Consider the following 26,154-nt stretch of genomic DNA (forward strand, 5'->3'; position numbering starts at 1 on the left):
CCACCGGCCGGCCCTGGAGGTCTTGACACCGCACCGGCGCGCGGGTTTGATGCCGCGAAAGCTCATCAAAACGTTTTGATGATGATAGGAGCCGCCATGGCCGCCGCGCACGAGCCCGCCCCGCCCACCGCCGCCGCGCCGACTGTCGGCGACGTCTGCACCGGGATGGGGCTGACCCGACGGCATTGGCTCGCCGGCTCGGTGCTGTTTTTCGCGTTCGTCGTCGAAGCCTGGGAACAGGTCGGGCTCGTCTACGTTTCGAACGGGATCTCGGGCGAATTCGGGGTGGACAACACGAAACTGGGCTGGGCCTTGTCCGCGGTCGCGTTCGGCATGGTGCCCGGCGCGCTGCTGTGGGGCGGGCTGATCGACCGGCTCGGCCGCCGTCGCGTGACGGTCGCGAGCCTGCTGATCTACGCGGTGCTCGCGCTGGCCGCGGGGCTTTCGCCGGCGTTCTGGCCGTTTGTCGCGCTGCGGTTCCTCTCCGGCGTCGCGTTCGGCGGGGTTTACGCGGTCACGTTCCCGTACTTCCTCGAACTGCTGCCCACCGCTCGCCGCGGCCAGGGCGCGGTCGCGCTCAGCATCGGGTTTCCGATCGGCACGCTTCTGTGCATCGGCGTGAGCCAGTCGCTCGGGACGATCAGCTGGCGTGCGGTCGCCGTTGTCGCCGCGCTGGCCGGGCTGTGGGCGTTCGCCGTGCTGCGCTGGGTGCCCGAATCGCCGTACTGGCTCGCGCGGCGCGGGCGGCACGCGGAGGCCGCCGCCGTGTTGCGGGGTCTCGGTGCGGACATCCCGGCCAGCACCACGTTTTCCGTCGAGGACGCCGACCGCGAGGCGGGCGCGGTGCGCAACCTGTTCCGTGCGCCGGTGCGCCGTCGGTTCCTGCCGATGCTGCTCACGTCGTTCACTTTCAGCTGGGGTTATTGGGGTTTGCAGACGTGGCTGCCGGTCCTGCTGCAGAACCGCGGGCTGAGCGTGTCCGGCGCGCTGTGGTTCGTCGCGGTGACGCAGGTGGTGTCCGTGCCCGGCTACCTGCTCGCCGCGTGGCTGACCCGCCGCCACGGGCGCAAGCGGATCTTCCTGCTGTTCGCGCTCGCCTCGGCGATCGGCGGCGTGCTGTTCGGTCTCGCCACCGGTTCCACGCAGCTTTACGCGGGCAACCTGATCCTCGCGTTCTTCTCGCTCGGCGCCTGGGGCATCTGGAACACCTGGTCGGCCGAGGTCCTGCCGACCGGGCTGCGCGGCGTCGGCTATTCCTGGTCCACCTCGGCGATCCTGCTGGCGAACACCGTTTCGGTGCCGGTGATCGGCGCGATGATGGACCACGGCGTGGCGTCCTCGCTGACCGTCGCGTCGATCGTGGCCTTCCTGGTCGTCGCGCTGCTCGCCGTCCTTCCGCTGCCCGAGACCGAGGGTCACGCGCTCACCTGATTTCCCTTATCCGACAAGGAGTTCCCATGACCTACCGGGTCGCCATGGACATCGGCGGCACCTTCACCGACGTGGTCGTCCACGACGGCGCGACGCAGCGGCTGCGCGCGGGCAAGGTGCTCACCACCCCCGACGACCTCGCGCGCGGCGTTTTCGGCGCGCTGGAAGGATTCGACCTGCCGTTCGCGGAGATCGAGTTCTTCGTGCACGGCACCACGCAAGGCCTGAACGCGCTGCTCGAACGGCGCGGCGCGAAGGTGCTGATCCTGACCACGAAGGGGATCGGCGACGTCTACCGGATCGCGCGCGGCAACCGGAACCGGCTGTTCGACCTGCATTATCGCAAGCCCGCGCCGCTCGTCGGCCCGGAAGCGGTCGCGGAGGTCGCCGGACGGCTCGACGCCACCGGAGCGGAACTCGAACCGCTCGACGAGGACGCCGTGCGGACGGTCGCGAAACGCGTGCGCGAAGAGGGCTTCGAGGCCGTCGCGGTGTGTTTCCTGTTCTCCTACTTGGATTCCGGGCACGAACGGCGGGCAGGCGAGATCCTGCGCGACGAGCTGGGCGACGACGCGCTGGTCGTGCTCTCCCACGAGGTCGCGCCGGAATGGCGGGAGTACGAGCGGACGTCGACTGCCGTGCTCGAGGCCTACACCGGCCCGTCGGTGCACCGTTATCTCGACCGCATCGAAGCGCGGTTCACCGAGAAGGGCCTGCACGTCCCGGTGCACGTCATGCAGTCGTCCGGCGGCCTGGTCAACGCCGGGTTCGCACGGCGGCATCCGTTGCAGACGCTGCTGTCCGGTCCGGTCGGCGGCACGATGGGCGGCGTCGCGGCGGCGAAACTGCTCGGCCGTCCGGACCTGATCTGCGTGGACATGGGCGGGACCTCGTTCGACGTCTCGCTGGTGATGGACTACGCCGCCGATGTTTCGCCGGACGGCGAGGCGGAGGGATTCCCGCTGCTGATGCCGCTGGTCAACCTGCACACTGTGGGCGCGGGCGGCGGTTCGCTCGCCTACGCCGAGGGCGACGCGCTGCGGGTCGGGCCCGAGTCGGCGGGCGCGGTGCCCGGTCCGGCGTGCTACGGCCGCGGCGGTGCCCAAGCGACGGTCACCGACGCGAACTGCGTGCTCGGCCGGGTCGATCCCGAGTCGTTCGCCGGCGGGGGCATGCCGCTCGACCTGGACGCCGCGCACACCGCCGTCTCGACGCTGGCGCAGCAGCTCGGCATGGATCCGGTCGAGCTGGCGTCCGGGATCTGCGACGTCGGCAACGCCAAGATGGCGCAGGCGATCCGCACCCTGACCGTCGAGCACGGCCGGGAACCGGGCCAGTTCGCCCTGCTCGCGTTCGGCGGTGCGGGACCGATGCACGCGGCGTTCATCGCGCGGGAAATCGGCATCACCGAGGTGATCGTGCCGCGGTTCCCCGGCGCGTTCTCGGCGTGGGGAATGCTGGAGGCCGACGTCCGGCGGGACTTCACCATGCAGTTCTTCGCCACCGGAGCCGAACTCGACACCCGCGCGTTGCGTACCGCTCTCGACTCGCTTCGCGATCAGGCGCTGGAGGCGTTGCGGGAACAGGGAATCCCCGAGGACCGCCGGTCGGTGACGCACGGCGTCGACATGCGGTACGAAAGCCAGGACTACACCCTGACCGTCCCGATCCTGGACGGCGATCCCGTTGACAGCCCGGAATTCCTGCCCGCGGTCGAGGCGCGGTTCGCCGAGATCCACCACCAGCGCTACGGCCACGCCACCCCCGGCGCGCCAGTGCAGTTCGTCGCGCTCCGCACCACCGGACACGGCGTCGTCGACCGTTCCGCGGCGGCCGCCGAAGCGAACCCCGAGCGGCCGGATCGAGTGGTCCGCGACGTCGTCTTCGCCGGACAGCCGGTGCCCACCACGATCGTGGCGCGCTCGTCGCTCGGCCCCGGAACCCGGTTGCCGGGACCCGCGATCGTGCACGAGGAAACCGCCACCACGGTCGTCCCGCCGGACGCCGAACTCGCCGTCGACGACCACGGCTTCCTGGTCGTCACCCTCGCGGCCGCCGGCCACTTGCAGGAGGAGCACGCGTGAGCATCAGCCCCGTCACCACCGAAATCATCCGCTCGGCGCTGATCCAGGCGGCCGAGGACATGAACATGACCCTGATCCGGTCGTCCTACACGCCGACGATCTACGAGGGCAAGGACTGCGCCGTCGCGCTGCTGGACCGGCGGCACCGCGTCCTCGGCCAGTCCTCCGGGCTGCCGATTTTCCTGGGAAACCTGGAGATCTGCACCAGGCACACCGAGGACCTGTTCGGCGCGGACGTCTGGCAGCCCGGCGACGTGTGGGTGCTCAACGACTCCTACATCGGCGGCACGCACCTCAACGACTGCACCGTGTACGCGCCGATTTTCGTCGGCGAGGACCTGGCCGGCTTCGCGGCTTCGCGCGCGCACTGGATCGACATGGGTTCCAAGGACCCCGGCGGTTCGATGGATTCCACCACCATCTACCAAGAGGGCCTCCGGATGGGTCCGACGCGGATCGTCGCCGGTGGCGTCGAATGCGCCGACATCCTCCGGCTGATCGAGACGAACGTGCGGTTTCCGTATGTGACCCTCGGGGACATGCGCGCGCAGATCGCGTGTGCCCGGATGGGCGTGCGGCGGCTGGGCGAGCTGTTCGCCCGCTACGGCGCGGAAACCGTCGACGCCGCGCGCGAGCAGATCTTCGCCCAGACCGAACGGCTGGAACGCGAACGGATCGCGGCGATCCCGGACGGCGACTACGAAGCGACCGGCTACCTGGACAACGACGCGCTCGACCCGGACACGCCGCTGAAGGTGCGCGTGCGGGTCGCCGTCGAGGGCGAATCGATGACGATCGACCTCACCGACTGCGCCGACCAGGCCACCGGCCCGGTCAACTGCGGCCGCTCCCAAGCGATTTCGGCCGCACGGGTCGGGTACAAACTGCTGATCTCGCCGCAGGTCAGCCTGAACGGCGGTTCGTTCGCGCCGCTGGACGTGCGGGTCCGCGACGGGTCGATGCTCGGCGCCCGGGAGCCGGCGGCCTGCCAGTACTACTACTCGAGCCTCGGCATGCTCATCGATCTCGTGGTGGCCGCGCTCGCCCCCGCGATGCCGGACCGGGTCGCCGCGGCCAGCTACGGCGATTCGATGATCGTGCAGTTCGCCGGCGACCACCCGCGGACGGGGGAACCGTTCGTGACGCTGGAGGCGACCGTCGGCGGCTGGGGCGCCTGGGATGGCGGCGACGGGGAGACAGCGCTGATCAACAACGTCAACGGCTCGCTGCGCGACCTGCCGGTCGAGGTGGTCGAAACGCTGTATCCGGTGCGGGTGAACGAATACCGCATCCGCACGGGTTCGGGCGGCGCGGGCCGCTGGCGCGGGGGCGACGGGGTGATCCGGGAGTACGTGATGGCCGCGGATCAGGACCTGTCGCTGTGGTGGGAACGCTCGGTGACGCCCGCGTGGGGCCTGTTCGGCGGGTCGTCGGGTGCTCCGCCGCGCGTGGTGCTGAACCCGGGGACGGCCGACGCTCGGGAGATGCTGAAGGTGAACAGCCTCCGGGTGCGCCGGGGTGATGTGCTGCGCTGCGAGTCTGGCGGGGGAGGGGGTTACGGGGCACCGGAAGCTGCTGGCGCGTAGCTTTTCACTCCGGCACGGGCTCCGTCGAGCGCACCGGTGGAAGTCCGTGAGGGGAACCTGATTCCGTCAGGGTTCCCCTCACGGACCTCTGCGCAGGTGATCCGGGTGCACTGGAAAGACCCGGACCCTGGTCGAATGGGCGGACGACGAGATCACCGACGGCGACCGGGAATGGGTGCGGACTCGGCATGCTGGACCTGCGCTTCTGCACCGCGCCGAGCCGCGGCGCGGATCGCCGGGCTGGACGCGTACCTCTGCGAAGAGCCTCCGCACATCGGGCGGTGGCTGGACACCTCGGAGCTGACCGCCGAGCGGGCTGCGGACGAGATTCCTGCCCGCGCCGAAGCGGCGGTCTGACCGGCGTCAGTTCGGGGGCCGCTGCGGCCCTTCGCCCGGGTTGGACTGCGGCGGCAGCGGCTGGGCGTAACCGGACTGCTGACCGGGATCCGCCTGCGGATAACCAGGCTGCGGCTGCCCCGGCTGCGGCTGAGCGGGATAACCCGGCTGCGCGTACCCAGCCTGCGGATACCCGGCCTGGCCGTACCCGGTCTGCGGATACCCGGGCTGCCCGCCCATCGGATGCCCGCCCGGCGCGAAACCGGGCTGCGGCGCGCGATTGCCCTTCACGACCGCGAGCACGACCAGCAGCCACGACAGGATTTCGAGAAGGCTGAGCGAGATGCTCACGACGAGGACGATCGTCTGCACCTCGTCGGCGCTCAGGTGGTCCGAGGCCATCCAGGACGGCACGTTCGACAGCATGAGCTGCCAGGCGATGCTCAGCGCCGTCGTGACGAGCATGACCGCGAAGGCGGCCACCATCAGCCCGGAGCCGCCGCGCGAGCGCCTGCCGATCGAGAGGATCAGCCCGAACAGCCCCACGATCAGCAGCAATGCCTGCGGGATGATCTCGAGGATCGTGTACGTGAAGGTCGTCATACCTGCTCTCCGCTCACCGAACGTCAGGCAGATCCTAGGAGACGTCCCCGTCCCTCGTGGCCGGTTCGCCGAGGAGGCCGGTCTCGAAACGGCGTCAACTCCGGTATCCGGCGAACCGCTCGTCGACCTCCTCGGCGGTCAGGCCGAAGTCGGCGAGGTCGTAGCGGTGCCTCGGCTTCGCGTCGCCGGTGCGGCTCCGCTCGTGCAGCGCGGTCATCGCTTCGCGCGCCTGCGGTGCGAGATTCAGGCCGAAGTGCTGATAGACGCCCTCGACGGTGCCGATCGGGTCGGCGACGAAGTCCTCGTACCGGACGTCGCAGAACTGCGCGGGGTCGTGCCGGGCGCGGGCGGCGGCGAACTGTTCCGCGCCGCGGGCCCACAGGTCGAGCTGGCTGCGGCCGACGACCTCGCCGCGGAAGGTGTCCGACCAGCCCTCCGAAGCCTGTTCGGTGAGGCTGCAGACCGAGGCGATAATGGTGCTGGGCGCGCGATGGGTCTGCACGACCAGCGCGTCCGGATAGACCTCCAGCAGCGCGTCGAGGGCGAACAGGTGGCTCGGGTTCTTGAGCACCCAGCGGCGGCCGGCGTCGGGCAGGCCGATGAGCTGCAGGTTGCGCCGGTGCCTGCGGTAGGCGTCGGTCCAGTCCTGGTCGTCGAGCCAGCGCGAGTAACCGGGCACGTGCGCGAGGCATTCGTACGAGACGGATTTCAGCGACTGCCGCAGCAACTGCCAGCATTCCTCGACCTGGCCGGCCGACATGTGGTGCAAGCCCATGAACTCCGGATGGTCGACATGGTGCTGGTCGTATCCGGCCTGAATCGCTTGGAACACCGGGTTTTCCGGCCACGTCTCGCGCGGTGGGCGCGGCTGCGGCATTTCGGTCAGCCACACCTGGAGGCCCTGGTGTGCGGGGTCCTCGGTCAGCAGCCGGTGCAGCGCCGTGGTCCCGGTGCGCGGCAGGCCGGTCACGAAGACGGGCCGCTCGATGGGCACGTCGGCGTAGTGCGGATGCTGCTTCCACGAAGCTTCGCTCAGCAGCCGCGCGACCAGCGCGCCACGCAGGAAAGCACGGTGGACTTTGTTGCCGTACGGGGTCAAATCGGCTTCGCCGGCATAGGAATCGAGCAGCACCCGGAGGCCTTCGAGATAGTCGTCGCCGCCGAAGTCGTCGAGGCCGGTGAGTTTCGTGGCGGACGCGTGGAGGTCTTCGACCGTGCCGACGCTGTCTCGTCCTGGACGCATGCTCTTCCCCTCAGTGATGGTATTCGCCTGCGTTGACGTCGAGGCATTGCCCGGTGACGCAGCGGGCGAGCGCGGACGCGAGGAACACGACGGTGTCGGCGATCTCGTCCGGTTCCGGGAGGCGGCGCAGGTCGATCGTCTCCGCCGTCTCCGCGTACACCTGCTCCGCGGGCACGCCGCGTTCCTTGGCCAGGTAACCGAAATACCACTTGAGCGAGTCCGCCCAGATGTAGCCCGGGGCAACGGAATTCACTCGGATCCCTTGCGGGCCGAGTTCCGACGCGAGGCTCTGCGCGAGTGCGAGCAAACTCGCCTTCGCCATTTTGTACGCGCCGAAAGTGCGGCGCGAATGCCGCAGCACCGCCGAGTTGATCATCACGACCGAACCGGCGCTTTCGGCGAGCGCGGAGGTGCAGAGCCGGGTCAGCCGGAGTGCGGCGAGCACGTTGGTTTCGAACCCGGCGCGCACCGCGTCGAGGTCGACTTCGGCGAGATCGGTGATCGGCGGGATCGCGAAAGCGTTGTTCACCAAGGTGTCCAGCCGCCCGAACTCGCTCAGCGCGGTCTCGACGAGTTTGGTCGCCGAGGCGTCGTCGGTGATGTCGGCGGGGACCGAGACGGCACGTCGGCCGAGCGCTTCGACCTCGGCGGCGACCTCGGCGAGCCGGGATTCGGTGCGGGCCGCGAGGACGACGTCGGCCCCGGCCGCGGCGGAGCGCAGGGCGATGGAGCGGCCCAGTCCCGGGCCGATTCCGGAAACGAGAACGACTTTGCCGGTCAGGAGATCCACGGGGTCAGCCCAGCATCCTGGCCGCCACGGCGGCCTGTCGAGCGGCGATCCGCTGTGCCCATTCCTCCGGGGTCACGCGGGCCTCCTGGCGGTAAGGCAGCCGGTCGGCGAGGTCGCCGAACTTCACGACCTCGACTTCCGGGCCGTCCTCGGCGGTCAGGTCCCGGGAAAGCCGCTGCCAGCGGATCTGGACGTAGCCGCGGTCGTGGCCGGTGCGTTCGAGCCAGTTCGCGACGCCGGGGTCGCGTTCGCTGATCACGAACCGCATCCTGCCGTCCGGGTCGACGCGGGCCTGGTCGGCGGTGAGGCTGGTCTGGTGGTTCAGGTAGTCCAGCGAGACGTACCAGCTGCTGCCGAGCTGAATGCCCTGGTACGGCGCGTCCGAGCGGGGCACGGTGACGATCATGACCTCGTCGTCGGCGAGGTCGTAATGCCCGGCCGAGGAGTACTGCGTGGGCAGGCCGCCGGGCGTGCTGCGCGGTTCGGTCATCGTGTTCGCCGGCAGGTTCAGGTAGAACCACTTCGGGAAGGCGAGGAACGTCCGGATCCGGCTGAGCAGGATCTTCCCGGTGACCCCGTAGCGTTTCTCCATCGCGGTGCGCGACAACGCGGGCGGCGCCTGGCCGGTGGTGCCGGCGCAGCGGAGCCGGATCGAGCCGCGGCGTTCGGTCGCCCAGTCGCTGTAGACCTCGCGGACGACGAGCATCGACGAACCCGGGCCGAGCACGAAATAGCCGGGCTCCGGGTCGGGTTTGGCCGGGCCGAAGCGGATCTCGAAGGAACCGTCGGCGGCGACGGGGATGTCGCGGTCGTCGAAGGCGGTCATGCTGTCGGGCACCTCGACCGGCGTGTAGTCCCCGTTGAGGACCTGGAAGCTGAGGTCGGCGGTGGTGCCCCGGGCGCCGGTGACGACGTACTCGCGGTCCTCGCGGATGTTCGCGTTGAAGTACAGGGTGTCCGGGTTGTCCAGGCCCATTTTCGTGTACGGGCCGGTGGACTGGGCGAAGTACGGGAAGTCCCGGTCGTAGGCCCACGCGGTCTGGATCGAGGCCCGGATGCTGCCCGCGAGGTAGTCGTAGCCCTCGATCAGGTCCTGTTCGGTCCGGACGTGCGGCGCCTCGGCGATGATCTTTTCGGCTTCGGCGATCGCGCCGGCGAGCGGTTCGGTCAGCACCGGAGACTCCTCACACTGGTCCAGATCTGTACCGGAGTGGTACGTTCAGGGTCGATTGAGACTAGAACGCGTTCTAAGGACGGGTCAATGGCGGTTGCCCGGCGCTCCCCGCCTACGCAGCGGGTCGTGCGGCTGCTGGACTATTTCGCGGCCCGGCCGGGGCGGCGCTTCGGACTGTCCGCGCTGGCTCGCGAACTGGACCTGAGCAAACCGACCTGCCTCGGCATCCTGACCGAGCTGACCGCGGGCGGCTACGTGGTCCGCGACCCGAGTACCACGACCTACCGGCTCGGACCGGCGATGATCGCGGCCGGACGCGCGGCGGGAGAAGGCTTCGGCGCCAGCGAAATCGCGCGTACCCGCCTGGAAGAACTCAGCGCCCGGTACCAGGCGACGTGCACCGCGTCGGCGGTGGTCGACGGGCGCATCCTGATGCTGCAGAGCGCCGGGCCGGGCAAAGTGCGGCTCGGCGAGACGTATCCGTTCGCGCCGCCGGTCGGGCTGATGTACGTGCTGTGGGACGCCGGCTCCGCCTTCGACGCGTGGCTCGCGACGCCGCCCGCGGTGCCGGTCCGGCTGGACGAGGCGTACCTGCGGCGCGTGGTCGCGGAGTGCCGGGAACACGGCTATCTGGTGGAAAGCCTGACGTCGGCGGGCCGTCGGCTCTACACGCTGATGGCGGGCGTGGCGGCGGGAGATCTGCCGCCGGAGGTGCGCGGGCTGGTCGGCGAGCTGGTGTCGAGCCTGGGCGAGCGGGTGTACCTCGGCGCGGACCTGGAACCGCGGAAGAAGCACGCGGTGAGCCTGCTGGCCGCCCCGACCTTCGACGCGTCGGGGCGGCAGGAACTGGTGCTGACGTTGTCGGTCGGGGAGCCGGTCACGGGCGCGGAGATCGCGCGGCGGGGTGCGGCGCTGGTCGCGGTCGCGGACGCGGTGACGGCCGAGGCGGGCGGGGTCCGTCCAGATCAGGCCGGCTGACCCCACATGTTCGCGGTCAGCTTCCAGCCCGGCTGGTCCTTCATCGAGACCAGGGTTTCGTACAGCCGCTCGTACCCCGTGCTGCTGATCCGCCACGCGCCGTCCTCGCGCCGGTAGGTGTCCTCGTAGTACGCGGCTCCCTCGATCACCACTCGGTGCTCGGCGACGATCACCTTGTCCTGGAACATCCACCGGCCGGTCGCGGTGCCGCCGTCGATCTCGATTTCCGGGTGGCCGGCGAAGTGCATCGTCGTGATGCCGGGGCCGACGGCGGTGCGCAGGAACTCCATGAGCGCGTCGCGGTTCTCGAAATCGAGCGGTTCGCCGTAGGAGGGCGTGCCGTAGTGCACGCGGGCGTCGGCGGTGAGCGTCTCCGCCATCTCGTCCCAGCGCTTCAGGTCGAGGCACCGGAGATAGCGGAATTTCACGCGGCGGATCTCTTCGAGTGCGGCCAGGTCCATGCGCTCAGCGTCCTCCGCCGCTTGACCGAGCGCAAGAACTTGTTCTAGTTTTCTTCCTTCGAACCTCGGAAGGACGGATCCGATGGCGACCCAGGCCTACGAGCTGAGCCACCTCGGTGCGCTCGAAGCCGAAGCCGTGCACGTCTTCCGCGAGGTCGCGGCGACCTTCGAACGGCCGGTGCTGCTGTTCTCCGGCGGGAAAGACTCGATGGTGATGCTGCACGTCGCGGCGAAAGCGTTCTGGCCAGCGCCGTTGCCGTTTCCGGTCATGCACGTGGACACCGGGCACAATTTCGACGAGGTGATCCGGTTTCGCGACGAAACCGTCGAGCGCCGCGGAGTGCGGCTGCTGGTCGTCAGCGTCCAGGACGACATCGACGCGGGCCGGAGCGTCGAGGATCCGAAGGCGGGCCGGAACCGGCTCCAGACGGCCACGTTGCTGCGCGGCATTCGCGAGAACGGCTTCGACGCGGTGTTCGGGGGTGCGCGCCGCGACGAGGAGAAAGCCCGGGCGAAAGAACGCGTGTTCAGCTTCCGCGACGAGTTCGGGCAATGGGATCCCCGGCGGCAGCGTCCGGAACTGTGGAATCTCTACAACGGCAGGCATCGCAAGGGCGAGCACATCCGCGTTTTTCCGCTGTCGAACTGGACCGAGCTGGGCATCTGGCAGTACGTCGAAGCGGAGGACGTGACCCTGCCGTCGCTGTATTACGCGCACCGCCGGCCGGTGGTCCAGCGCGACGGGATGCTGCTCGCCGACACCCGGTTTCTTGCCGTGGGCGAGGGCGAAGTTCCTTACCCGGCAACGGTTCGATTCCGCACGATCGGCGACGCGACCTGCACCGGCTGCGTCGAATCGGCCGCTTCGTCGCCGGCGGAAGTGGTGGCCGAGGTCGCCGCGACCCGGGTGACCGAACGCGGCGCGACCCGGGCCGACGACCGGATTTCCGAGGCCGGGATGGAAGACCGCAAAAAGGAAGGCTACTTCTGATGAGCCGGGTCACGACGGTGCGGCTCGCCACGGCGGGCAGCGTGGACGACGGCAAATCGACCCTGATCGGCCGGCTGCTCTTCGACTCGAAGACGGTGTTCACCGACCAGCTCGAAGCGATCGAGCGCACCAGCCGGGACCGCGGCGACGCGTATCCGGATCTCGCCCTGCTCACCGACGGCCTGCGCGCGGAACGCGAACAGGGCATCACCATCGACGTCGCGCACCGGTATTTCGCCACGCCCCAACGGAAGTTCATCATCGCCGACACCCCGGGACACGTGCAGTACACCCGGAACATGGTCACCGGAGCGTCCACTTCGGACGTCGCGCTGATCCTCGTCGACGCGCGCAAGGGCGTGCTCGAACAGTCGCGCCGGCACGCGTTTCTCGCCAGCCTGCTGGGCATCCGCCATCTGGTGGTGTGCGTGAACAAAATGGACCTCGTCGACTGGTCGCAGGAACGGTTCGAGGAAATCCGCGAGGAATTCCGCCGGTTCGCGATGAAATTGCAGACCCCGGATCTGGCTTTCGTGCCGATGTCCGCGCTGCACGGCGACAACGTGGTGCACCGGGGCGCGAGCATGCCTTGGTACGAAGGCACTTCGCTGCTGCACCACCTGGAACAGGTGCACGTCGCTTCCGATCGGAACCTGGTCGACGCGCGTTTTCCGGTGCAGTACGTGATTCGCGAGCACAGCCGGGATTTCCGCGGCTATGCCGGGACGGTGGCGGGCGGCGTTTTCAAACCCGGCGACGAGGTGACTGTGCTGCCGTCCGGGTTCACCACGACCGTGCGCGCGATCTGGGGTCCCGGCGGGGTCGAGGTGCCCGAGGCGTTCGCGTCGCTGGCGGTCGCCATCGAGCTTGCCGACGAGCTGGACCTCGGCCGCGGCGACCTGATCTGCCGTCCGGGCAACCGTCCGCACGTGGGCCAGGACGTCGACGCCATGGTGTGCTGGTTCTCCGAACAGGCCTCGCTCGCCCCGGGCGCGAACTACCTCGTCCGGCACACCACGCGCGAGACCAGGGCCGAGGTCCGCGCGCTCGACTACCGGCTGGACGTCACCACGCTGCACCGCGACGAGGCCGCGGAATCGTTGTCGCTCAACGAAATCGGCCGGATCCGGCTGCGGACCCGGCAGCCGCTGCTGTTCGACCCCTACGCCCGCAATCGGCCGACCGGCGGTTTCCTCCTGGTCGACGAACACTCCGGCGACACCGTCGGAGCGGGCATGATCACCGGCCCGAGCGCGACCGCGCCGAATGTGGTCTGGCATCCGGCGGCGGTGTCGCGGGACGAACGCGCGACCCGCGGCCGGACGGTCTGGCTCACCGGGCTGTCCGCCTCGGGCAAGTCGAGCGTGGCCGTGGAACTGGAGCGCAGGCTGGTCGCCTCGGGCCGCCCCGCCTACCTGCTCGACGGCGACAATCTCCGGCACGGGCTCAACGGCGACCTCGGGTTCGCCCCGGCACAGCGGGCCGAGAACATCCGCCGCGTCGCGGAGGTCGCGAAGCTGTTCGCGGACGCCGGGGTGGTGGCGGTGGTGTCGTTGATCAGCCCGTACCAGGCTGACCGCGAACTCGCGCGAACTGTCCACGAAACCGCGGGTTTGCCGTTTTTGGAAGTTTTCGTCGACACCCCGCTCGAAGTGTGCGAGGACCGCGATCCGAAGGGCATGTACGCCAAGGCGCGTTCGGGTGAAATCACCGGATTCACCGGAGTGGACGCGCCGTACGAACGGCCCGCGTCCCCGGACCTGGTGCTGCGCCCGGAAAACGGCGACCCGGCCGCGATGGCCGCGCTGGTTCTCGCTGCCCTGGAGTAACGCCCAGGCGGCGCAGGATCTGTTCGTACGGCTGGGCTAATGCGCGCGCGGCCGGATTTCCGGCCGAGAGCCGATCGGGCAGGCGTCGCGGTTTCTTCGGGTAACGACCTTTGACCTCGCGTCGCGGGCGCTGCGAGGCTGGAGTTCTGCCTCCGGCGGATTGCCCGGTGGGTGCTTCGGCAATGGTGCTGGGAGTGTCAGGCGTGGATGTCACTTTTTTCGAAGAAGCTTTGCGACGCGAAGTCCGGCCGGGTTCCTTCACCGTCGAAATAGGGGACAGCGCGCTGCCGGTCGCTCCGCAACCGCTGGAATGGTGGAAACGGGAACCGGGAGCGAAGCCGCCGGTCGGCTCGGATGTGCTCGATTGGGTCCAGGACGGCTACGTGCTCGACATCGGCTGCGCCACCGGTCGTGACCTGGAGATACTCGCCCGGCGAGGCGTGCGCGGGCACGGGATCGAGCTGATCCCGGCCGCCGTGGAGATGGCGCGCGCGGCGGGTGTTTCCTGCGTGCGGGCGGACGTTTTCTCCTACGTGCCGCCGCGAACCGTGGACGCCGTGCTCGCGGTCGGCGGAAACGGCGGAATGGCGGCCCGGCTCGCCGCCCTGCCGGAATTCCTGCGCCGATTGTCTTCGTGGCTGAGCGAAACCGGCCGCATCGTGTTCACCAGCACTGATTGGCGCAAGCTTCCGCCCGGAACGTTCAACGACGGCGAACTTCCCGAAGGCGGGTACCGCGGGGACATCCGCATGCGGCTGTGGCTTGAGGACGTGGCGGGACCGTGGTTCCCGTGGCTGTTCGCCGATCCGGAAGCGCTGGAAAAGGCCTGTTCGGACGTGGGGCTGCGGATCGCGGACCGCAAGGAATGGCAGGGCGGGATCGCGTACGCGGCGCTGCTCGAACGAGCGGCTTCCGCCTGATCGCCCGGGAAATCCGCCCCCGAATTTCCCTGACCTTCAGGGAAAGGTGAAAGAAAGGAATACCGGCATGAACGAAATCGTGCTGCCCACGGCCGCCGAACTGGAAGCCGACCTGGCGAGCGTGCGCTCGGAAAAGATCTCGACCTTCCAGTCGCCGTTCGCCGAGGGCGTGGCCGAGAGCAGCGAACTCTGCGGCTGCTGACCAGCGTCGGGCTGGCGGCGGTGCCGCCAGCCCGATCGGCACCGAGGAAACGAGGGGAAGATGACGCAGCAGGCGGCCCGGGGTACGGCGAAAGTGGTGTTCGACGGAACGCACCGGAGCCGTCGGCCGGAGGAGACGTGGGAGTGGGTCAAACCGAAACTGCCGCGGCTCGGCATCACCCGCGTCGCGGACGTCACCTGGCTCGACGAGATCGGGATCCCGGTGTTCCAGGCGATGCGGCCGAACGCGCTGACCCTCTCGGTCTCGCAGGGCAAGGGCGCGAGCGCCGCGCTCGCCCGGGTGTCGGGAGTGATGGAGGGCGTCGAGCTGTGGCACGCGGAGCATCCGCTGGACTTCTCGACCCAGACGGCCGCCGCCGGCGAGGCGGAGCGGTTCACCGGATATCGCGTCGACGAACTCGCCCTCGCCGCCCGGAACTGCCTCAATCCGGACACGCGCCTGGAGTGGCGGACGGCGCGGCTGGTCGAGGGCGGCGGCACGTCGCTGGTGCCGGTCGAGCTGATCACGCTGGACTTCCGGTTCGACCAGCGCTGGCTCCCGCCGCTGTTCCGGATCAGCAGCAACGGTCTGGCCAGCGGAAACACCCTGGACGAGGCGCTGCTGCACGGGATGTACGAGGTGGTGGAGCGCGATTCGATGGCACGCAGGGGCCGAGGGGAACAGTCGTTGCTGGTCCATCCGGAGACCGTCGGGAACGCCGGGCTGGGCGCACTGCTGGAGAAGTACCGGGCGGCGAAGGTGCACGTCCAGATGAGCTTCCTGCCGAATCCGTTCGGCATCCCGGCGTTCGACGTGCTGATCTGGAGCGACGCCTTTCCCGCGACGTTCACCGGTTCCGGGGCCCACCTCGACGCGGCAGTCGCGCTGTCCCGGGCACTCACCGAGGCCGCCCAGTCCCGTGCGACAGCCATCGCGGGCGCACGGGACGACATCGGCAAGGCGCCCTACCGGGAGGCCCGGGTCTTCGGCGTCCGGCGTTCGTCGGATTCGCCGCCGTTCAAGGACGACGACGGCCCGGCAATCCCGTTCGGCGAAATCGAGTCGGCACCGCTGGCCACTTTGGACGGTGAAGTGCGCGACGTCGCGGCGCGGGTCAAGCGAGTGACCGGACATGCCCCGCTGTACGTCGACCTGACCCAGCCGGAGATCGGCATCCCGGTGGCGCACCTCGTCTGCCCTGGCACCTCCTTCCAGCACCAGTGACCCGGAACGGACGCCTCATGCCCCGTCGCATTCTTTTCGCCGGTCCGAGCCTGCCCGATGCCGCGCAGCTGGCGCGGGATTCGGAGATCGAGGTGCTGCCGCCGGTGGCCGCGGGCGAGCTGCCCCGGCTGTCGCTGGCCGAGGGCGACGCGGTCGGCATCGTCGACGGCTACTTCCACCAGATCGGCACGGTGCGGCACAAGGAAATCCTGGCGTTGCTGGGCGAGGGCGTGCGGGTGCTCGGCGCGGCCAGCATGGGCGCGTTGCGGGCTGCCGAACTGGACGTCTTCGGCATGGAGGGCATCGGCCGGATCTACGCGGACTACCGCGACGGGCGGCTGGAGGCGGACGACGAGGTCACCCTCCTGCACAGCACCCCGGAGGAGGACTACCGGCCGCTGTCAGAACCCTTGGTGTGCATGCGCGCCACCTTCTCGCAGGCCGTGGCGGCCGGGGTGTGCGACAGCGCGACCGCCGAACGCCTGATCGCCGTTCTGGCCCGCTGGCCCTTCGGCCGCCGATCTTACGACGGCCTGGCCGCGGCCGGTCGAGAAGCCGGGATCGAACCGAAGCTGGTCCGCGAGATCGGCCAGTACTGTGTCGCGCACCGGCTGGATCCCAAACGCACCGACGCGATCCTGCTGCTGGACGCCTTGCGCCGCGAACGGCAGGCCCCGCTCGACCCGCCGGCCGTGAACCGGACTTCCTTCCTCTATCTGTGGCAAACGGCCGCGTTGGGTCTGGAGATCGGCGACTCGCCGCATCAGGGCGACCTCGGCGCGCTGCGCGCCTGCCAGCTGTTCGCAGCCGACTATCCGGAATTTCACCGAAAGGTGATTTTCCGCGCCCTGGCGGCGAAATGCGTCGAGAAATGCGGCACCGCGCCCTCGGTCGACGATGCGGAGACTGCTGTGCGGCACGGCGAACACCAGGGCGTCTACCGCCTCCCGGCCGACCCCGCGCGGCTGGAGTTCCTGGCGCAGTGGCTGACCGCGGACGAGCGCGAAACCCTGCCTCCGGCAGAGCGGCTCCGCACCTTCCTCGTCCGCAGCTTCCGGGTGAATCCGGGCCTGACGTGGGAGGAACTGCCTCTCCGGCACCTGCGCGAGAAGCCGTCGTGGCAGCAGGCGCGGGACCTCGTCCGCGTTGCCTGGGAGGTCAACGACCGGGTGTTCGCCGAAGGAGAGGAACGCGACGTCAACGACCTCTCATCCGAGAAGATCCTCGACCTGTTCGCGCAGCGGTGGGAAGTCGCCCGCGAGGAGCTGGAACTGGCGGCGATGGACCGCGGGCTGGAGTCGCTGGACAGCCTGGTGATGGCGGCCCGGGCGTTCTACCTGCTCGCCCGGTACAACCCGGACCTGGTGCGGCTCACCGTCGAGGCTGAGGTCCCGGCGGTGAGCCGGAGTGCTGGCTAGCGCGACAGGGCCAGGCACCGGATCCCGAAACGGTCGCCGTATTTGGTGAAACAGGGGACCAGGCTGAAGCCCTTGGCGACCCAAGCCGGATTCTGCCAGCGGCACGCGGCGCGGAATAGCCGAGGGAGTTGCAGCATTGGTTGACCGCGATTCCGCCGACGTCGGCGTACGCGGACGGATTGGCCCAGCATCGGCCGCCGTTGTTGGGCACGGTGAAGTCGGCCTTTACCCGGTCGGAGAATTGCCACCGGCAGGCAGCGGTCAGCGGAACCGCGGTGTCGATTTTGTGGTTCCCGACGCAGAACCAGACTTCGGCGCGCCGGGTGACGTCCGCGAAGCGGTTCGCCTGGCAGAACTCGCGGAGCAGCATGCCGCCGCGGCCAGCGCCTCGCGAAGCGGCCCGGGTATCGTCGCGCGCCGGACGGGTGAGCACAATCAGCCCAGGAGCGTAAGGTGCCGCGTCATTCGTGCTATGCGGCGGAGACGTCGTCGATGATGCGGCGCGCGAGCGCGGCCGAGGAACCCGGGTTCTGGCCGGTGTAAAGAGTGCGGTCCACGATCACGTGCGACTTCAGCGGCAGGCCGGACGTGTAGTCCGCGCCGGCTTCCTTGAGCCGGTCTTCCAGCAGCCACTTGGCTTTCCACGCGAACGGGTTCAACCGTTCCTCGACATTGGACAGCCCGGTCATCCGGTAGCCCGCGAAGGGCCAGCTGCCGTCCGGGTTTTTCGCGGCCAGCGCTGCCGCGGGGGCGTGGCACAGCAGTGCGAGCGGCCGGGCCGAGGAGAGCCGTTTGGTCAGCAGTGCGCCGGAAACCGGGTCGAGGGCGAGGTCTTCCATCGGGCCGTGGCCGCCGGAGTAGAAGACGACGTCGAAGTCGTCCGGGTCCGCTTCGGACAGATCGGCCGGCTCGGCCAGCACGGGGGAGAGGCGGTCGAGTTCGGCGCGCAGTTTCTTGGCGGTGTGCGGAAGAACGCCGCCTTTGACGCCGAGGCTGAGCTGGTCGACGACGGGCTGCTTGCCGCCGGGAGTGGCGACGGTGACGTCCCAGCCCGCTTCGGTGAACAGCGTGCAGGGGACGACGAATTCCTCGGCCCAGAAACCGGTCGGGTGCTCAGTGCCGTCCTTCAGCGTCCAGACCCGGGCCGCGGAAAGCACCTGGAGAACCTTGGTCATCGCGAAACTCCTTGCTGGGGAACCGAGTACGGGACCGGCAGGTGCAGGGCGTTCTGGCCTTCGGCGAGCACGTCCAGCCGGACCGGACGGGTCGGGTTGAGCGAGCGCAGGTCGTCGCTCATCCGGCCGCGGCCGAGCCGGAGATCGACGTGGCGCGGGAAGGTTGTGCTGCCCGCCGACAGGGCGTTGGTCTGGCTGAGCGTCGAGTGCCAGGCACCGTTGACGGTGGTGTAGGAGGTGAGGGCCGAAACGCGTTCGCCGCTCGGGTACCTCGTCTGCGCGGGGGTGGCTGCCGACAGCGACAGGTCGAGTTCGCCGGAGTCGTTGGCGACCCGGGCGGTGGTGCGGCCGGCGTCGATGTCGACGTCGAGTCCGGTGACCCACTTGGGGAAGCCGTAGCCGTCGTGGCCGCGGACCTGCGCGATGTCGGTGTTGACCGGCAGCGAGAGGACGTAGGTGTCGAGGTGGTCGTTCTTCAGCGCGGCGAGCAGGTCGACGAATCCGAGCTTCCCGTGCCGTGCGGGCCGGACCGCGATGCCGACGGCGGCCTCGGTGTAGAAGTCGATGTCGCACACGTCGTAGCGGAAGAACATCACCGACACCAGGCCGAGGCCGGGCGCGACCTCCAGCGGCGCCAGCTCCCTCGGCAGCCGGGCGCGGATGGCGCGGGACCGGGCGAGCATGGTCAGCCGGGCCGACGACATCCGGTAGTAGAAGTTCGGCGTCAGCGTGGGACCGATCGGCGACTCGACCCTCGTCTTGGGCAGCCCGCGGAAGAACTCGACGCCGCTGACGCGCGGGTCGCGGGCCACCTCGTCGAGGTCGGTGTCCATCCGGTAGCGGTCGAACAATCCGCCCTCGGGGACAGTGACGCGGCGGCCGCCGAGGTCGACCTCCACGGATCCGGCCGTTGCCGGGCTGCTCGGTGCCATCGCGGGCGCTCCCATCGGGTCATGTATGCAGTGCTTACATGACGGTAGGCCTCGATGTGAGCACTGTCAACACGAGGGTCGTCACTCACCCGTACGGGCGGCGAAGACCGCGGTGAAAGACGCCCGGACCTGGTTCGCGACGTCGTCGGCGGAGGCGCTGGGGAGCTTGCCGTCGAGGTGCAGGCAGGCCAATCCGTGCACCATTCCCCAGCCCGCGATGGTGATGGCGGCCAAGTCGGCCTCGGGGAACACGTTCGCGACGGCGTGGGCGAGGGTCTCGTGCACGGCGGCGGCGGCGCTGACGCGATCGTCGCTGGTGTCGTCGCACGCGTTGCCGAACATGAGCCGGAACAGTGCCGGGCGGCGGAGGGCGAAGCCGACGTACGCGACGCCGAATTCGGCCAGTTCGGCGACTGTTTTCGGCGGGGTGCCGCCTTGGCTCAGGTCGGCATTCAGGTCGCGCAGCCCTTGGGCGGCCAAGGCTGATTCGAGGGCGTCGCGATCGGCGAAGTGCCGGTACGGGGCGGTCGGGGAGACGCCCGCTTTCCGTGCGACAGCCCGCAGGGAGAACTGCTCGCCCCGTTCGAGCATCTCCATCGCGGTCGTCAGCAGCGCTGCCCGCAGGTCGCCGTGATGATAGCCGTCCTTCGTCGAAGTTGACACTGCTTACATCGCCTCCTACTCTCATGTGAGCACTGCAAACATACCGCACGGATCGAAGGAATCATGACGACCTCGCCCCTGTTCACGCCGTTCGCGCCCGCCCACGGGCCCGCGCTCGCCAACCGGATCGTCAAAGCGGCCATGGAGGAGAACATGGCCGGCCCCGGGCAGCTGCCCGGCGAGCGGATCCGCCGCCTGTACCGCCGCTGGAGCGAAGGCGGCGCCGGGCTGATCATCACCGGCAACGTGATGGTGCACGCCGAAGCGATGACCGGCCCGGCGGGCATCGTCCTGGACGAGCAGTCGCCGCTGGAGCCGTTCCGCGCGTGGGCGGACGCGGCCAAGAGCGGCGGCGCGCGGGTGTGGATGCAGATCAACCACCCCGGACGCCAGGTGATGGCGAACATGCCCGGCGTCGCGTGGGGTCCGTCGGCGGTCAAGGTGAACGTCGGCAAGCAGAGCAAGCGGCTCGCGCGGCCGGCCGAGATGACGGCAGTCCAGATCGGACAGACGGTGGCGCGGTTCGCCGAGACCGCGCGTCGTGCCGAGGAGGCTGGGTTCGACGGGGTCGAGATCCACGCCGCGCACGGGTACCTGCTGTCGCAGTTCCTTTCACCGCTGGTCAACCGGAGGGCCGACGAATGGGGCGGCAGTCTGGAGAACCGGGCGCGGCTGCTGCTCGACATCGCGCGCGCCGTGCGCGACGTGGTGTCACCGGCGTTCGTGGTCGCGGTGAAGCTGAACTCGGCTGATTTTCAGCGCGGCGGTTTCGACGCCGCAGACGCTGGCCGGGTGATCGAGATGCTGGCTCCGCTCGGGGTGGACGTGGTCGAGCTGTCCGGTGGCAGCTACGAAAGCCCGGCGATGTCGGGTCGTTCCGCCGACGAGCGCACGGTGGCGCGGGAGGCGTACTTCCTGACGCTGGCCGAAGAACTCGCCCGGACCAGCCCGCTGCCGTTGATGCTGACCGGCGGCATCGTCCGGCGGCCGGTCGCGGAGCAGGTGCTGGCCGGGGGTATCGACCTGGCCGGGATGGGGACGGCGCTGGCGGTGGACCCCGACCTGCCGAAGAAGTGGCTCCACGGCGAGGATGCCGCGGTGGAGCTCGCTCCGGTGGCGATCAGGGACAAGGCGCTGGCCTCGGCCGCGGGGATGGCCCGGGTGCGCCGCCAGTTGCGGCGGGCGGGAGCGGGCCGTTCGCCGCGACTGCGGACGAATCCCAAGCTGGCGCTGGCGAAAGAGACGGTGCTGCAGCAACGCGCGTTGCGTCGCTACCGCGGTTGGCTCGACCGCCGCGGCATCAGCAGGACGTTTTCCGCGCCGCAGCCGTGACCGCCTTGTTCCACACTGTCGCGGCGGACCCGTCGGCCCTGATCTCGACGACCGGGCACGGCTTCTCGACCGGGTTGCCCTACCGCGCCTGATCGGGGCTGAACTGGATGGTCCCGCTCGCGCCTCGGCCGACGTTGTGGCACCGCATCGTCCTCGATGAGGCCGAGTTGGGACACAGGCGTGCGCACCGCCGTGCCGGCGTTGCCGTTCGCGCACGGCGGCCGTGATGGCGTCGTGGGCGAGGATGCCTTCGCCGCGGCCCAGGTCGGCGACGGAGAACGGCAGCGGGCGGCATCGTCGTCCGCGCGGACCGGCCGTTGCACACGCTGGGTTTGCCGGTGCAGACCGCCTGGAATGTGGTGCATGCGGCCGGTGGGCCCCATTCGTCGGGGCTGGCCAGAGAAGTGAACAGCACCCGGACGTGGCCGCCGCGGACGATCGACAGCCCGGCGGCGCGGCGAAGGGCAGGCCGCCGGAGAGCCGCTGGACGACCTCGTCGAAGACAGCCGGTTCGGCGGGATCGGGGCGAGGTTGGGCGGGCGGTTCAGCCACACGGAATACCCCGCGCGGGTCGGAGAGCCGCCCCTTTCGGCAGTGGTGCCCAGATGATGGGTCCACTGCTCGAAATCGGCCGGGGACCGCGAGGGGATGCCAGGGCAGTCCGTCTTCCTCCGCCACGGCAGAAGGTGGATCGGTTCGGATGCGGACCGTGTCACAGGCATCGCGGCGGTTCACTCAAAAGTGCGGCTCTCGCGGTCGATCGCGCAAGCGGCTGTCCGGGCGTGTTCTGCTCAGCGGAGGTCAGGCTGCGCCACGATCGGGCGAAGGATTCTTTTCCTCGCGTTCGCGGGCGCTTTCTTGTCGGGGCGGCTGCTTAGAGTGCGGTCATGGCAGTGGACGAGCGCGAACGGGCGCGACGGGTGCTGAGCTTCGCTCTCGACGTGGCGATGCAGATGTTCCGGCAGGGCATCGAAACTGCCGTCGTCGTGCGCACGGTCCGCGGGCTGGCGTCGGCAGGCGGCGTCGAGGATCTGCGGATTTCGGTGGGAGTACGGGCTATTCACCTCCAGTATTGCGGCGGCGGGGAAGAACCGCTGGTGCTGTTCGGGAGCGTGCAGGCGAACGACGCGCGCGACATCGGCCGGATGGGCGACTGGGAGGCGCTCGCCGTGCGCGCCGCCGCCGGTACGATTTCGCCTGCCGAAGCCGAACGTGACGCCGGAATCCTCGCTCAAGCGGGGCCGACGTGGCCGTGGTACGGAAGTTTGCTCGGCGGCTGCTTGCTCGCGGCGATGATTTGCCTCCAGGCGAACGGGACCGTGCTCGCCGCCGTGGTGTCCGCCGGGTTGTTCGTTTTCGCCAACCGCGCCGGATGGGCGTTGAGCACGGTCGGCATCGCGGAGTTCTTCCAGGTCGCGGCCAAAGCGAGCGCGGTGCTGGCCGGCGCGGTCTCGTTGCTGTCGCTCGGTGTGCTCACCGGGCACGAGGCGGCGAGTCTTTCGGCGGCGAATCTCGTGCTGTTGCTGCCGATTCTGTCGCTGGTGTCGCTGGTCGAGGACGCGGTCGGCGATTTCCCGTTGATGGCGGCCGCCCGGATCGTGACAGTGCTGCTGCTCACCGGGGCGATCGCGACCGGCGTGATGGTCGTGGTCTCGGTGGCGAACGACCTCGACATCCTCGGCGAGGCCAGCCGGGTGCACCTCGCCGCGCTGCCGCTGGCCCTGGTGCCGGTGACGGCCCTGGTCGGCGCGCTGGGCAACGCGATCCTCATGGGCACTCCCGCGCGCTGGTGGCTGCTCGCCTGCGGGGCCGGGGTCGTGACGTCGCTGGCGAACTGGACGGGACGGTCGGTGCTCGGCCTGTCGGCTCCGGTGTCGATCTTTCTCGCCACGACGGTGCTGGGCGTGCTCGCTGGGGCGGCGGCGCGGACGCTGAAGGTGCCCACTGCCGCGGTCACGATCCCGGGTCTGACCGGTGTCGTGTTGCCGGGGCCCGCGATGTATTTGAGCCTGTCGCAGGTTTTCGCGCGGGTCCCCGGCTCGGGGGACGCGGTGGCGGAGGCGATTGTGTCCACCGCGGCGATCGGGGTCGGCGTTGTGCTCGGGTTGCAGCTTGCGGCACTGCGCCGGCCTGCGGCCGCGATGTCGGGGAGCCCGCTTGCTTGACTGACATCGGACCGAGTGCTGCCGGGGGTCCGCCACCGCCGCGACGACATCGACGCTCAGTCACGGCATCGGCGGCGCTGTCCGCGTGCTGTTTTCGCTTATCGACCCGATGCGGTCAATCTGCGCGCGAATCCGCCGTGCCGCCGGACGAGCTTGCTCAGCACCGTGCCTGGTCCGCTGTCCACCATGGTGCGGACGCCCTGGGAGGCTGCGAAGTCCAGCGCGGCGGCGAAACGGACCGGCAGCACCAGCGCGCGCACGAGCGCCCGCCGGATTTCGGCTGGTGTCGCGCACAGCCGCACCTCGGTCGACGACACGAAGGGAATGCGGGCTTCGCGGATTTCCACCGTGTCCAGGAACTTCGCCCAGTCAGGCACTGCGCCTGCCATATGCGGACCGTGAAACGCTCCCTTGATCGGAAGGATCCGTGCCTCCGCGGCATGCGCGATCGCGTCCTCGGCGGCGGTGTGCACAGCGGGCCGGTCGCCGGACAGCACCAGCTGCCGGGGCCCGTTGACGGCAGCCGTCTCCAGCTGCGCTCCGGGCAGGTTTCCCAGCACCCGCCTGCGGAGCCATTCGACCTCGGCCGGGGGCAGGCCGAGGATCGCCACCATCGCGCCGTCCCGCTGCAGTGACTGCTTCCAGCACAGCTCGCCCCGGATCGCGGCGACCCGCAGGGCGTCCTCCTCGGACAGGCAGCCGACGTAGGCCAGTGCGCTGATTTCACCGAAACTGTGTCCCAGTACCAAGGCGACATCGCCGGTACGGGGCGCCATCGCGCGGGCACCGGACAGGCTGAGCGCCAGTATCGTCGGCTGCACGACCCTTGTGTCAGTGAGGTCCAGGTCGTCGAGCGAGTGAGCCGACAGGGTCGCCAGCAACCGGTCCGCTCGGCCGGGGCTCAGCCGGCGCAGCCCGCAGGCGAGATCGGCCGCCGGTATTCCTTGGCCGGGGAAGCACAATGCGACCTGGTCAGGTTCGCCGGTCATCGGAGCCGTCCTTTTCAGCAGAGCGAGAAACCACCGTCCACCACCAGGTTGTGACCGGTGACGGCGTCGTTGTCGAGCAGGAAGAGCACGGCCTCGGCCGCGAGTGCCGGATCGAGCGGCCGGTTGCGGACGGTGCGGGCCAGAATGGCGGCTCGGGCCTGCTCGGAGACGTCGACGGTGAGTTCGCTGTCCATGAATCCTGGTGTGACTGCGTTCACGAGGATGTTCCGCGGCGCGTATTCGGCGGCGAGCGTCCGGACCAGGCCGAGCAGTCCTGCCTTGGCGCTCGCGTACGCCGACTGCCCGGGTACGCCGCGCAGAGCGGACGGGGACGACGCCACGACAATGCGGCCGTACCTGCGTCGGACCATCGACGGGAGAGCGCACCGGATAACGCGGTAGGCTCCGACGAGGTTGACGTCGACGACCTCGCGCCAGGTTTTCTCGTCCTGGTCGATGATCAGCCCATCGGCAGCGGTCGCGGCGCAGTGTACGAGGATTCCCACCGGGCCGAGACGTTCGCGCACCTCGTCCATCATGGCCTCGACTTCCGAGGAATTCCCGAGATCGGCCCGGACGGAAATCTGCGGCAGGCCCGGTGCCGGCGACGGATTCCGGTTCGCGTAGTGGTGCGCGGTGGGAATTCCCCGTCGGCCAAGGAGGTCAGCGACTCGCGCGCCGAGCAGGCCGGATGCTCCGGTCACGAGGGCGACCGGCGCTGCGGCCGTCACCGGCTGTCCCGCGCTGGCCACGACGAGAGCGTGAGACCGCCGTCAGCGACCACAGTCTGCCCCCGGATCCAATCGGATTCCGGTGAGACCAGGAACCCGACGAGCCTGGCGAGATCCTCGCCTTTTCCCAGGCGTGCGGCGGGGGTCCGCGCCACGAGCGAGTCGTGGACAGAATCGCCCGCCGCGAGCGCGGACAGCGCGGGAGTGTCCAGCGGTCCCGCGGACGCGCAGTTCACTCTGATGCCCAACGGAGCGAACTCGTCGGCGAGATATCGGGTCAATGCTTCGACTGCGGCCTTCGTTGTTCCCACCGCGGCGTATCCTGGAACTGTATTGTGCGCTCCAGTCGAAGAGAGATTGCAGATCACTCCGCCGCGATGCATCATCGCGGCTGCTGATCGGGAGCAGCGGAGTGTGCCGTACAGGTTCGTGTCCACCGCTCTCGTCCAATCCTTTTCAGTAAGCGTGCGAATGCTGCCAAAAGCGCCGGAAGCAGCATTGTTCACGAGGATGTCGAGAGCGGGCCACCGGTTCGCAACCTGCTCGAACAGGTGTCGTACGCTTTTCTCGCGGGCCACCGAAGCTCGAATCAGTTCTACCGACGCACCGCGTCCGAGCAGTTCCTCCTCGGTTTCCTTTGCCGCTTCTTCCGCATGGCAGTAATTGATGATCACGTGCGCGCCGAGCCGGGCGATCCGGTCGGTGACAGAACGACCTATTCCCTTGGCCCCGCCGGTCACCAGCGCGACCTTCCCTTCGAGTGCTCCTGATTCGAGCGGCATCCTGCCCTCGCCCGGTCGTCGGTTGTCCTTGGCTCAGTCTCGCCTTCGGCGGGTCGGCATTTCAATGCGACCATCGGCACGTATTAATACCCGGAACCGGCTCTGTGGTTATCCC

General features: G+C 69.3%; 24 protein-coding genes. 13 read left to right on the forward strand and 11 right to left on the reverse strand.

Annotated elements, in window-relative coordinates:
* Positions 1 to 96: 96 nt before the first annotated feature.
* The 4 genes from BM362_RS28800 (at position 97) to BM362_RS46955 (ending at position 5,458) form a co-directional block, all read left to right on the forward strand.
* Positions 97 to 1,431, forward strand: coding sequence for an MFS transporter (locus BM362_RS28800; protein WP_208865367.1), 1,335 nt, complete (start codon positions 97 to 99; stop codon positions 1,429 to 1,431).
* 26 nt (positions 1,432 to 1,457) lie between these two features.
* Complete coding sequence (locus BM362_RS28805) at positions 1,458 to 3,515, forward strand: hydantoinase/oxoprolinase family protein (RefSeq protein ID WP_067592637.1); 2,058 nt, start codon at positions 1,458 to 1,460, stop codon at positions 3,513 to 3,515.
* Positions 3,512 to 5,101, forward strand: a complete 1,590-nt coding sequence (locus BM362_RS28810) for a hydantoinase B/oxoprolinase family protein (RefSeq protein WP_093575246.1) — start codon at positions 3,512 to 3,514, stop codon at positions 5,099 to 5,101. The genes BM362_RS28805 and BM362_RS28810 overlap by 4 nt, the downstream gene beginning before the upstream one ends.
* A 171-nt stretch (positions 5,102 to 5,272) precedes the next feature.
* A complete protein-coding gene (locus tag BM362_RS46955; RefSeq protein ID WP_093575247.1) occupies positions 5,273 to 5,458 on the forward strand; it encodes a hypothetical protein in 186 nt (61 codons plus the stop codon).
* A 6-nt stretch (positions 5,459 to 5,464) separates the two neighbouring features.
* Here the strand turns inward: BM362_RS46955 and BM362_RS47675 are convergent, their stop codons facing one another.
* From BM362_RS47675 to BM362_RS28835, 4 genes are all read right to left on the reverse strand, one after another.
* The gene (locus BM362_RS47675) at positions 5,465 to 6,040 is read right to left on the reverse strand and encodes a hypothetical protein (RefSeq protein WP_093575248.1); all 576 of its coding nucleotides are present in this window, start codon (positions 6,038 to 6,040) and stop codon (positions 5,465 to 5,467) included.
* A 94-nt stretch (positions 6,041 to 6,134) separates the two neighbouring features.
* Complete coding sequence (locus tag BM362_RS28825; protein WP_093575249.1) at positions 6,135 to 7,283, reverse strand: sulfotransferase family protein; 1,149 nt, start codon at positions 7,281 to 7,283, stop codon at positions 6,135 to 6,137.
* A 10-nt stretch (positions 7,284 to 7,293) separates the two neighbouring features.
* On the reverse strand, positions 7,294 to 8,073 hold the full coding sequence (locus BM362_RS28830; protein WP_067592621.1) for an SDR family oxidoreductase: 780 nt from the start codon (positions 8,071 to 8,073) through the stop codon (positions 7,294 to 7,296).
* 4 nt (positions 8,074 to 8,077) lie between these two features.
* Positions 8,078 to 9,247 carry a DUF1214 domain-containing protein gene (locus tag BM362_RS28835; protein ID WP_093575250.1) on the reverse strand — a complete coding sequence of 390 codons (1,170 nt, stop codon included), beginning with the start codon at positions 9,245 to 9,247 and terminating at the stop codon, positions 8,078 to 8,080.
* Between the two features lie 87 nt (positions 9,248 to 9,334).
* Between BM362_RS28835 and BM362_RS28840 the strand changes: the two genes are divergently transcribed.
* Complete coding sequence (locus BM362_RS28840) at positions 9,335 to 10,225, forward strand: helix-turn-helix domain-containing protein (RefSeq protein ID WP_093575251.1); 891 nt, start codon at positions 9,335 to 9,337, stop codon at positions 10,223 to 10,225.
* On the opposite strand, the gene BM362_RS28845 is transcribed toward BM362_RS28840, so the two are convergent.
* The gene (locus BM362_RS28845) at positions 10,213 to 10,686 is read right to left on the reverse strand and encodes a nuclear transport factor 2 family protein (protein ID WP_093575252.1); all 474 of its coding nucleotides are present in this window, start codon (positions 10,684 to 10,686) and stop codon (positions 10,213 to 10,215) included. The genes BM362_RS28840 and BM362_RS28845 overlap by 13 nt on opposite strands.
* An 82-nt stretch (positions 10,687 to 10,768) precedes the next feature.
* Here BM362_RS28845 and cysD point away from each other — a divergent pair, with 82 nt between their 5' ends.
* From cysD to BM362_RS28870, 6 genes are all read left to right on the forward strand, one after another.
* Positions 10,769 to 11,677, forward strand: a complete 909-nt coding sequence (gene cysD / locus BM362_RS28850) for a sulfate adenylyltransferase subunit CysD (RefSeq protein ID WP_093575253.1) — start codon at positions 10,769 to 10,771, stop codon at positions 11,675 to 11,677.
* Entirely contained in the window at positions 11,677 to 13,506 is a 1,830-nt protein-coding gene (gene cysC / locus BM362_RS28855) for an adenylyl-sulfate kinase (RefSeq protein ID WP_093575254.1), read from the forward strand. Before cysD ends, cysC begins: the two co-directional genes overlap by 1 nt.
* 203 nt (positions 13,507 to 13,709) lie before the next feature.
* Positions 13,710 to 14,426 (forward strand): class I SAM-dependent methyltransferase, encoded by a 717-nt coding sequence (locus BM362_RS28860; protein WP_157905114.1) that lies wholly within the window; start codon positions 13,710 to 13,712, stop codon positions 14,424 to 14,426.
* A 67-nt stretch (positions 14,427 to 14,493) separates the two neighbouring features.
* Entirely contained in the window at positions 14,494 to 14,628 is a 135-nt protein-coding gene (locus tag BM362_RS50045; protein ID WP_255366215.1) for a hypothetical protein, read from the forward strand.
* Positions 14,629 to 14,688: 60 nt separating this feature from the next.
* Positions 14,689 to 15,852, forward strand: a complete 1,164-nt coding sequence (locus tag BM362_RS28865) for a YcaO-like family protein (RefSeq protein WP_093575255.1) — start codon at positions 14,689 to 14,691, stop codon at positions 15,850 to 15,852.
* A gap of 17 nt (positions 15,853 to 15,869) precedes the next feature.
* Positions 15,870 to 17,270 carry a TfuA-like protein gene (locus BM362_RS28870; protein ID WP_093575256.1) on the forward strand — a complete coding sequence of 467 codons (1,401 nt, stop codon included), beginning with the start codon at positions 15,870 to 15,872 and terminating at the stop codon, positions 17,268 to 17,270.
* Positions 17,271 to 17,740: 470 nt separating this feature from the next.
* On the opposite strand, the gene BM362_RS28880 is transcribed toward BM362_RS28870, so the two are convergent.
* The 3 genes from BM362_RS28880 to BM362_RS28890 all read right to left on the reverse strand — a co-directional run bounded on the left by BM362_RS28880 (position 17,741) and on the right by BM362_RS28890 (position 20,040).
* Entirely contained in the window at positions 17,741 to 18,445 is a 705-nt protein-coding gene (locus tag BM362_RS28880) for a type 1 glutamine amidotransferase domain-containing protein (protein ID WP_067592592.1), read from the reverse strand.
* Entirely contained in the window at positions 18,442 to 19,377 is a 936-nt protein-coding gene (locus BM362_RS28885) for an acetoacetate decarboxylase family protein (protein WP_067592588.1), read from the reverse strand. Before BM362_RS28885 ends, BM362_RS28880 begins: the two co-directional genes overlap by 4 nt.
* An 81-nt stretch (positions 19,378 to 19,458) precedes the next feature.
* Positions 19,459 to 20,040 carry a TetR/AcrR family transcriptional regulator gene (locus BM362_RS28890; protein ID WP_093575257.1) on the reverse strand — a complete coding sequence of 194 codons (582 nt, stop codon included), beginning with the start codon at positions 20,038 to 20,040 and terminating at the stop codon, positions 19,459 to 19,461.
* Between the two features lie 63 nt (positions 20,041 to 20,103).
* Between BM362_RS28890 and BM362_RS28895 the strand changes: the two genes are divergently transcribed.
* Together BM362_RS28895 and BM362_RS28900 are read left to right on the forward strand one after the other, a co-directional pair.
* Positions 20,104 to 21,372, forward strand: a complete 1,269-nt coding sequence (locus tag BM362_RS28895; protein ID WP_093575258.1) for an NADH:flavin oxidoreductase/NADH oxidase family protein — start codon at positions 20,104 to 20,106, stop codon at positions 21,370 to 21,372.
* 887 nt (positions 21,373 to 22,259) lie between these two features.
* Positions 22,260 to 23,537 carry a threonine/serine exporter family protein gene (locus tag BM362_RS28900; protein WP_093575259.1) on the forward strand — a complete coding sequence of 426 codons (1,278 nt, stop codon included), beginning with the start codon at positions 22,260 to 22,262 and terminating at the stop codon, positions 23,535 to 23,537.
* A 98-nt stretch (positions 23,538 to 23,635) separates the two neighbouring features.
* Here the strand turns inward: BM362_RS28900 and BM362_RS28905 are convergent, their stop codons facing one another.
* The 3 genes from BM362_RS28905 to BM362_RS28915 are packed head-to-tail and all read right to left on the reverse strand — an operon-like array spanning position 23,636 to position 25,997.
* Positions 23,636 to 24,526, reverse strand: coding sequence for an ACP S-malonyltransferase (locus tag BM362_RS28905; RefSeq protein ID WP_093575260.1), 891 nt, complete (start codon positions 24,524 to 24,526; stop codon positions 23,636 to 23,638).
* Between the two features lie 14 nt (positions 24,527 to 24,540).
* On the reverse strand, positions 24,541 to 25,278 hold the full coding sequence (locus tag BM362_RS28910) for an SDR family NAD(P)-dependent oxidoreductase (RefSeq protein ID WP_093575261.1): 738 nt from the start codon (positions 25,276 to 25,278) through the stop codon (positions 24,541 to 24,543).
* The gene (locus tag BM362_RS28915) at positions 25,254 to 25,997 is read right to left on the reverse strand and encodes an SDR family oxidoreductase (protein ID WP_167545475.1); all 744 of its coding nucleotides are present in this window, start codon (positions 25,995 to 25,997) and stop codon (positions 25,254 to 25,256) included. The genes BM362_RS28910 and BM362_RS28915 overlap by 25 nt, the downstream gene beginning before the upstream one ends.
* Positions 25,998 to 26,154 lie beyond the last annotated feature (157 nt).

This window comes from Amycolatopsis rubida, assembly GCF_900115345.1.
GTDB lineage: Bacteria > Actinomycetota > Actinomycetes > Mycobacteriales > Pseudonocardiaceae > Amycolatopsis > Amycolatopsis rubida.

What these genes read in the sequence shown, in the direction of transcription:
- cysD (WP_093575253.1), top strand. Translation starts at nt 10,769, where the DNA reads ATGGCGACCCAGGCCTACGAGCTGAGCCACCTCGGTGCGCTCGAAGCC.
- BM362_RS28880 (WP_067592592.1), bottom strand. Translation starts at nt 18,445, where the DNA reads ATGACCAAGGTTCTCCAGGTGCTTTCCGCGGCCCGGGTCTGGACGCTG.
- BM362_RS28885 (WP_067592588.1), bottom strand. Translation starts at nt 19,377, where the DNA reads ATGGCACCGAGCAGCCCGGCAACGGCCGGATCCGTGGAGGTCGACCTC.
- BM362_RS28900 (WP_093575259.1), top strand. Translation starts at nt 22,260, where the DNA reads ATGGCAGTGGACGAGCGCGAACGGGCGCGACGGGTGCTGAGCTTCGCT.
- BM362_RS28825 (WP_093575249.1), bottom strand. Translation starts at nt 7,283, where the DNA reads ATGCGTCCAGGACGAGACAGCGTCGGCACGGTCGAAGACCTCCACGCG.
- BM362_RS50045 (WP_255366215.1), top strand. Translation starts at nt 14,494, where the DNA reads ATGAACGAAATCGTGCTGCCCACGGCCGCCGAACTGGAAGCCGACCTG.
- BM362_RS28895 (WP_093575258.1), top strand. Translation starts at nt 20,104, where the DNA reads ATGACGACCTCGCCCCTGTTCACGCCGTTCGCGCCCGCCCACGGGCCC.
- BM362_RS28870 (WP_093575256.1), top strand. Translation starts at nt 15,870, where the DNA reads ATGCCCCGTCGCATTCTTTTCGCCGGTCCGAGCCTGCCCGATGCCGCG.
- BM362_RS47675 (WP_093575248.1), bottom strand. Translation starts at nt 6,040, where the DNA reads ATGACGACCTTCACGTACACGATCCTCGAGATCATCCCGCAGGCATTG.
- BM362_RS28865 (WP_093575255.1), top strand. Translation starts at nt 14,689, where the DNA reads ATGACGCAGCAGGCGGCCCGGGGTACGGCGAAAGTGGTGTTCGACGGA.
- cysC (WP_093575254.1), top strand. Translation starts at nt 11,677, where the DNA reads ATGAGCCGGGTCACGACGGTGCGGCTCGCCACGGCGGGCAGCGTGGAC.
- BM362_RS28840 (WP_093575251.1), top strand. Translation starts at nt 9,335, where the DNA reads ATGGCGGTTGCCCGGCGCTCCCCGCCTACGCAGCGGGTCGTGCGGCTG.
- BM362_RS46955 (WP_093575247.1), top strand. Translation starts at nt 5,273, where the DNA reads ATGGGTGCGGACTCGGCATGCTGGACCTGCGCTTCTGCACCGCGCCGA.
- BM362_RS28800 (WP_208865367.1), top strand. Translation starts at nt 97, where the DNA reads ATGGCCGCCGCGCACGAGCCCGCCCCGCCCACCGCCGCCGCGCCGACT.
- BM362_RS28845 (WP_093575252.1), bottom strand. Translation starts at nt 10,686, where the DNA reads ATGGACCTGGCCGCACTCGAAGAGATCCGCCGCGTGAAATTCCGCTAT.
- BM362_RS28905 (WP_093575260.1), bottom strand. Translation starts at nt 24,526, where the DNA reads ATGACCGGCGAACCTGACCAGGTCGCATTGTGCTTCCCCGGCCAAGGA.
- BM362_RS28805 (WP_067592637.1), top strand. Translation starts at nt 1,458, where the DNA reads ATGACCTACCGGGTCGCCATGGACATCGGCGGCACCTTCACCGACGTG.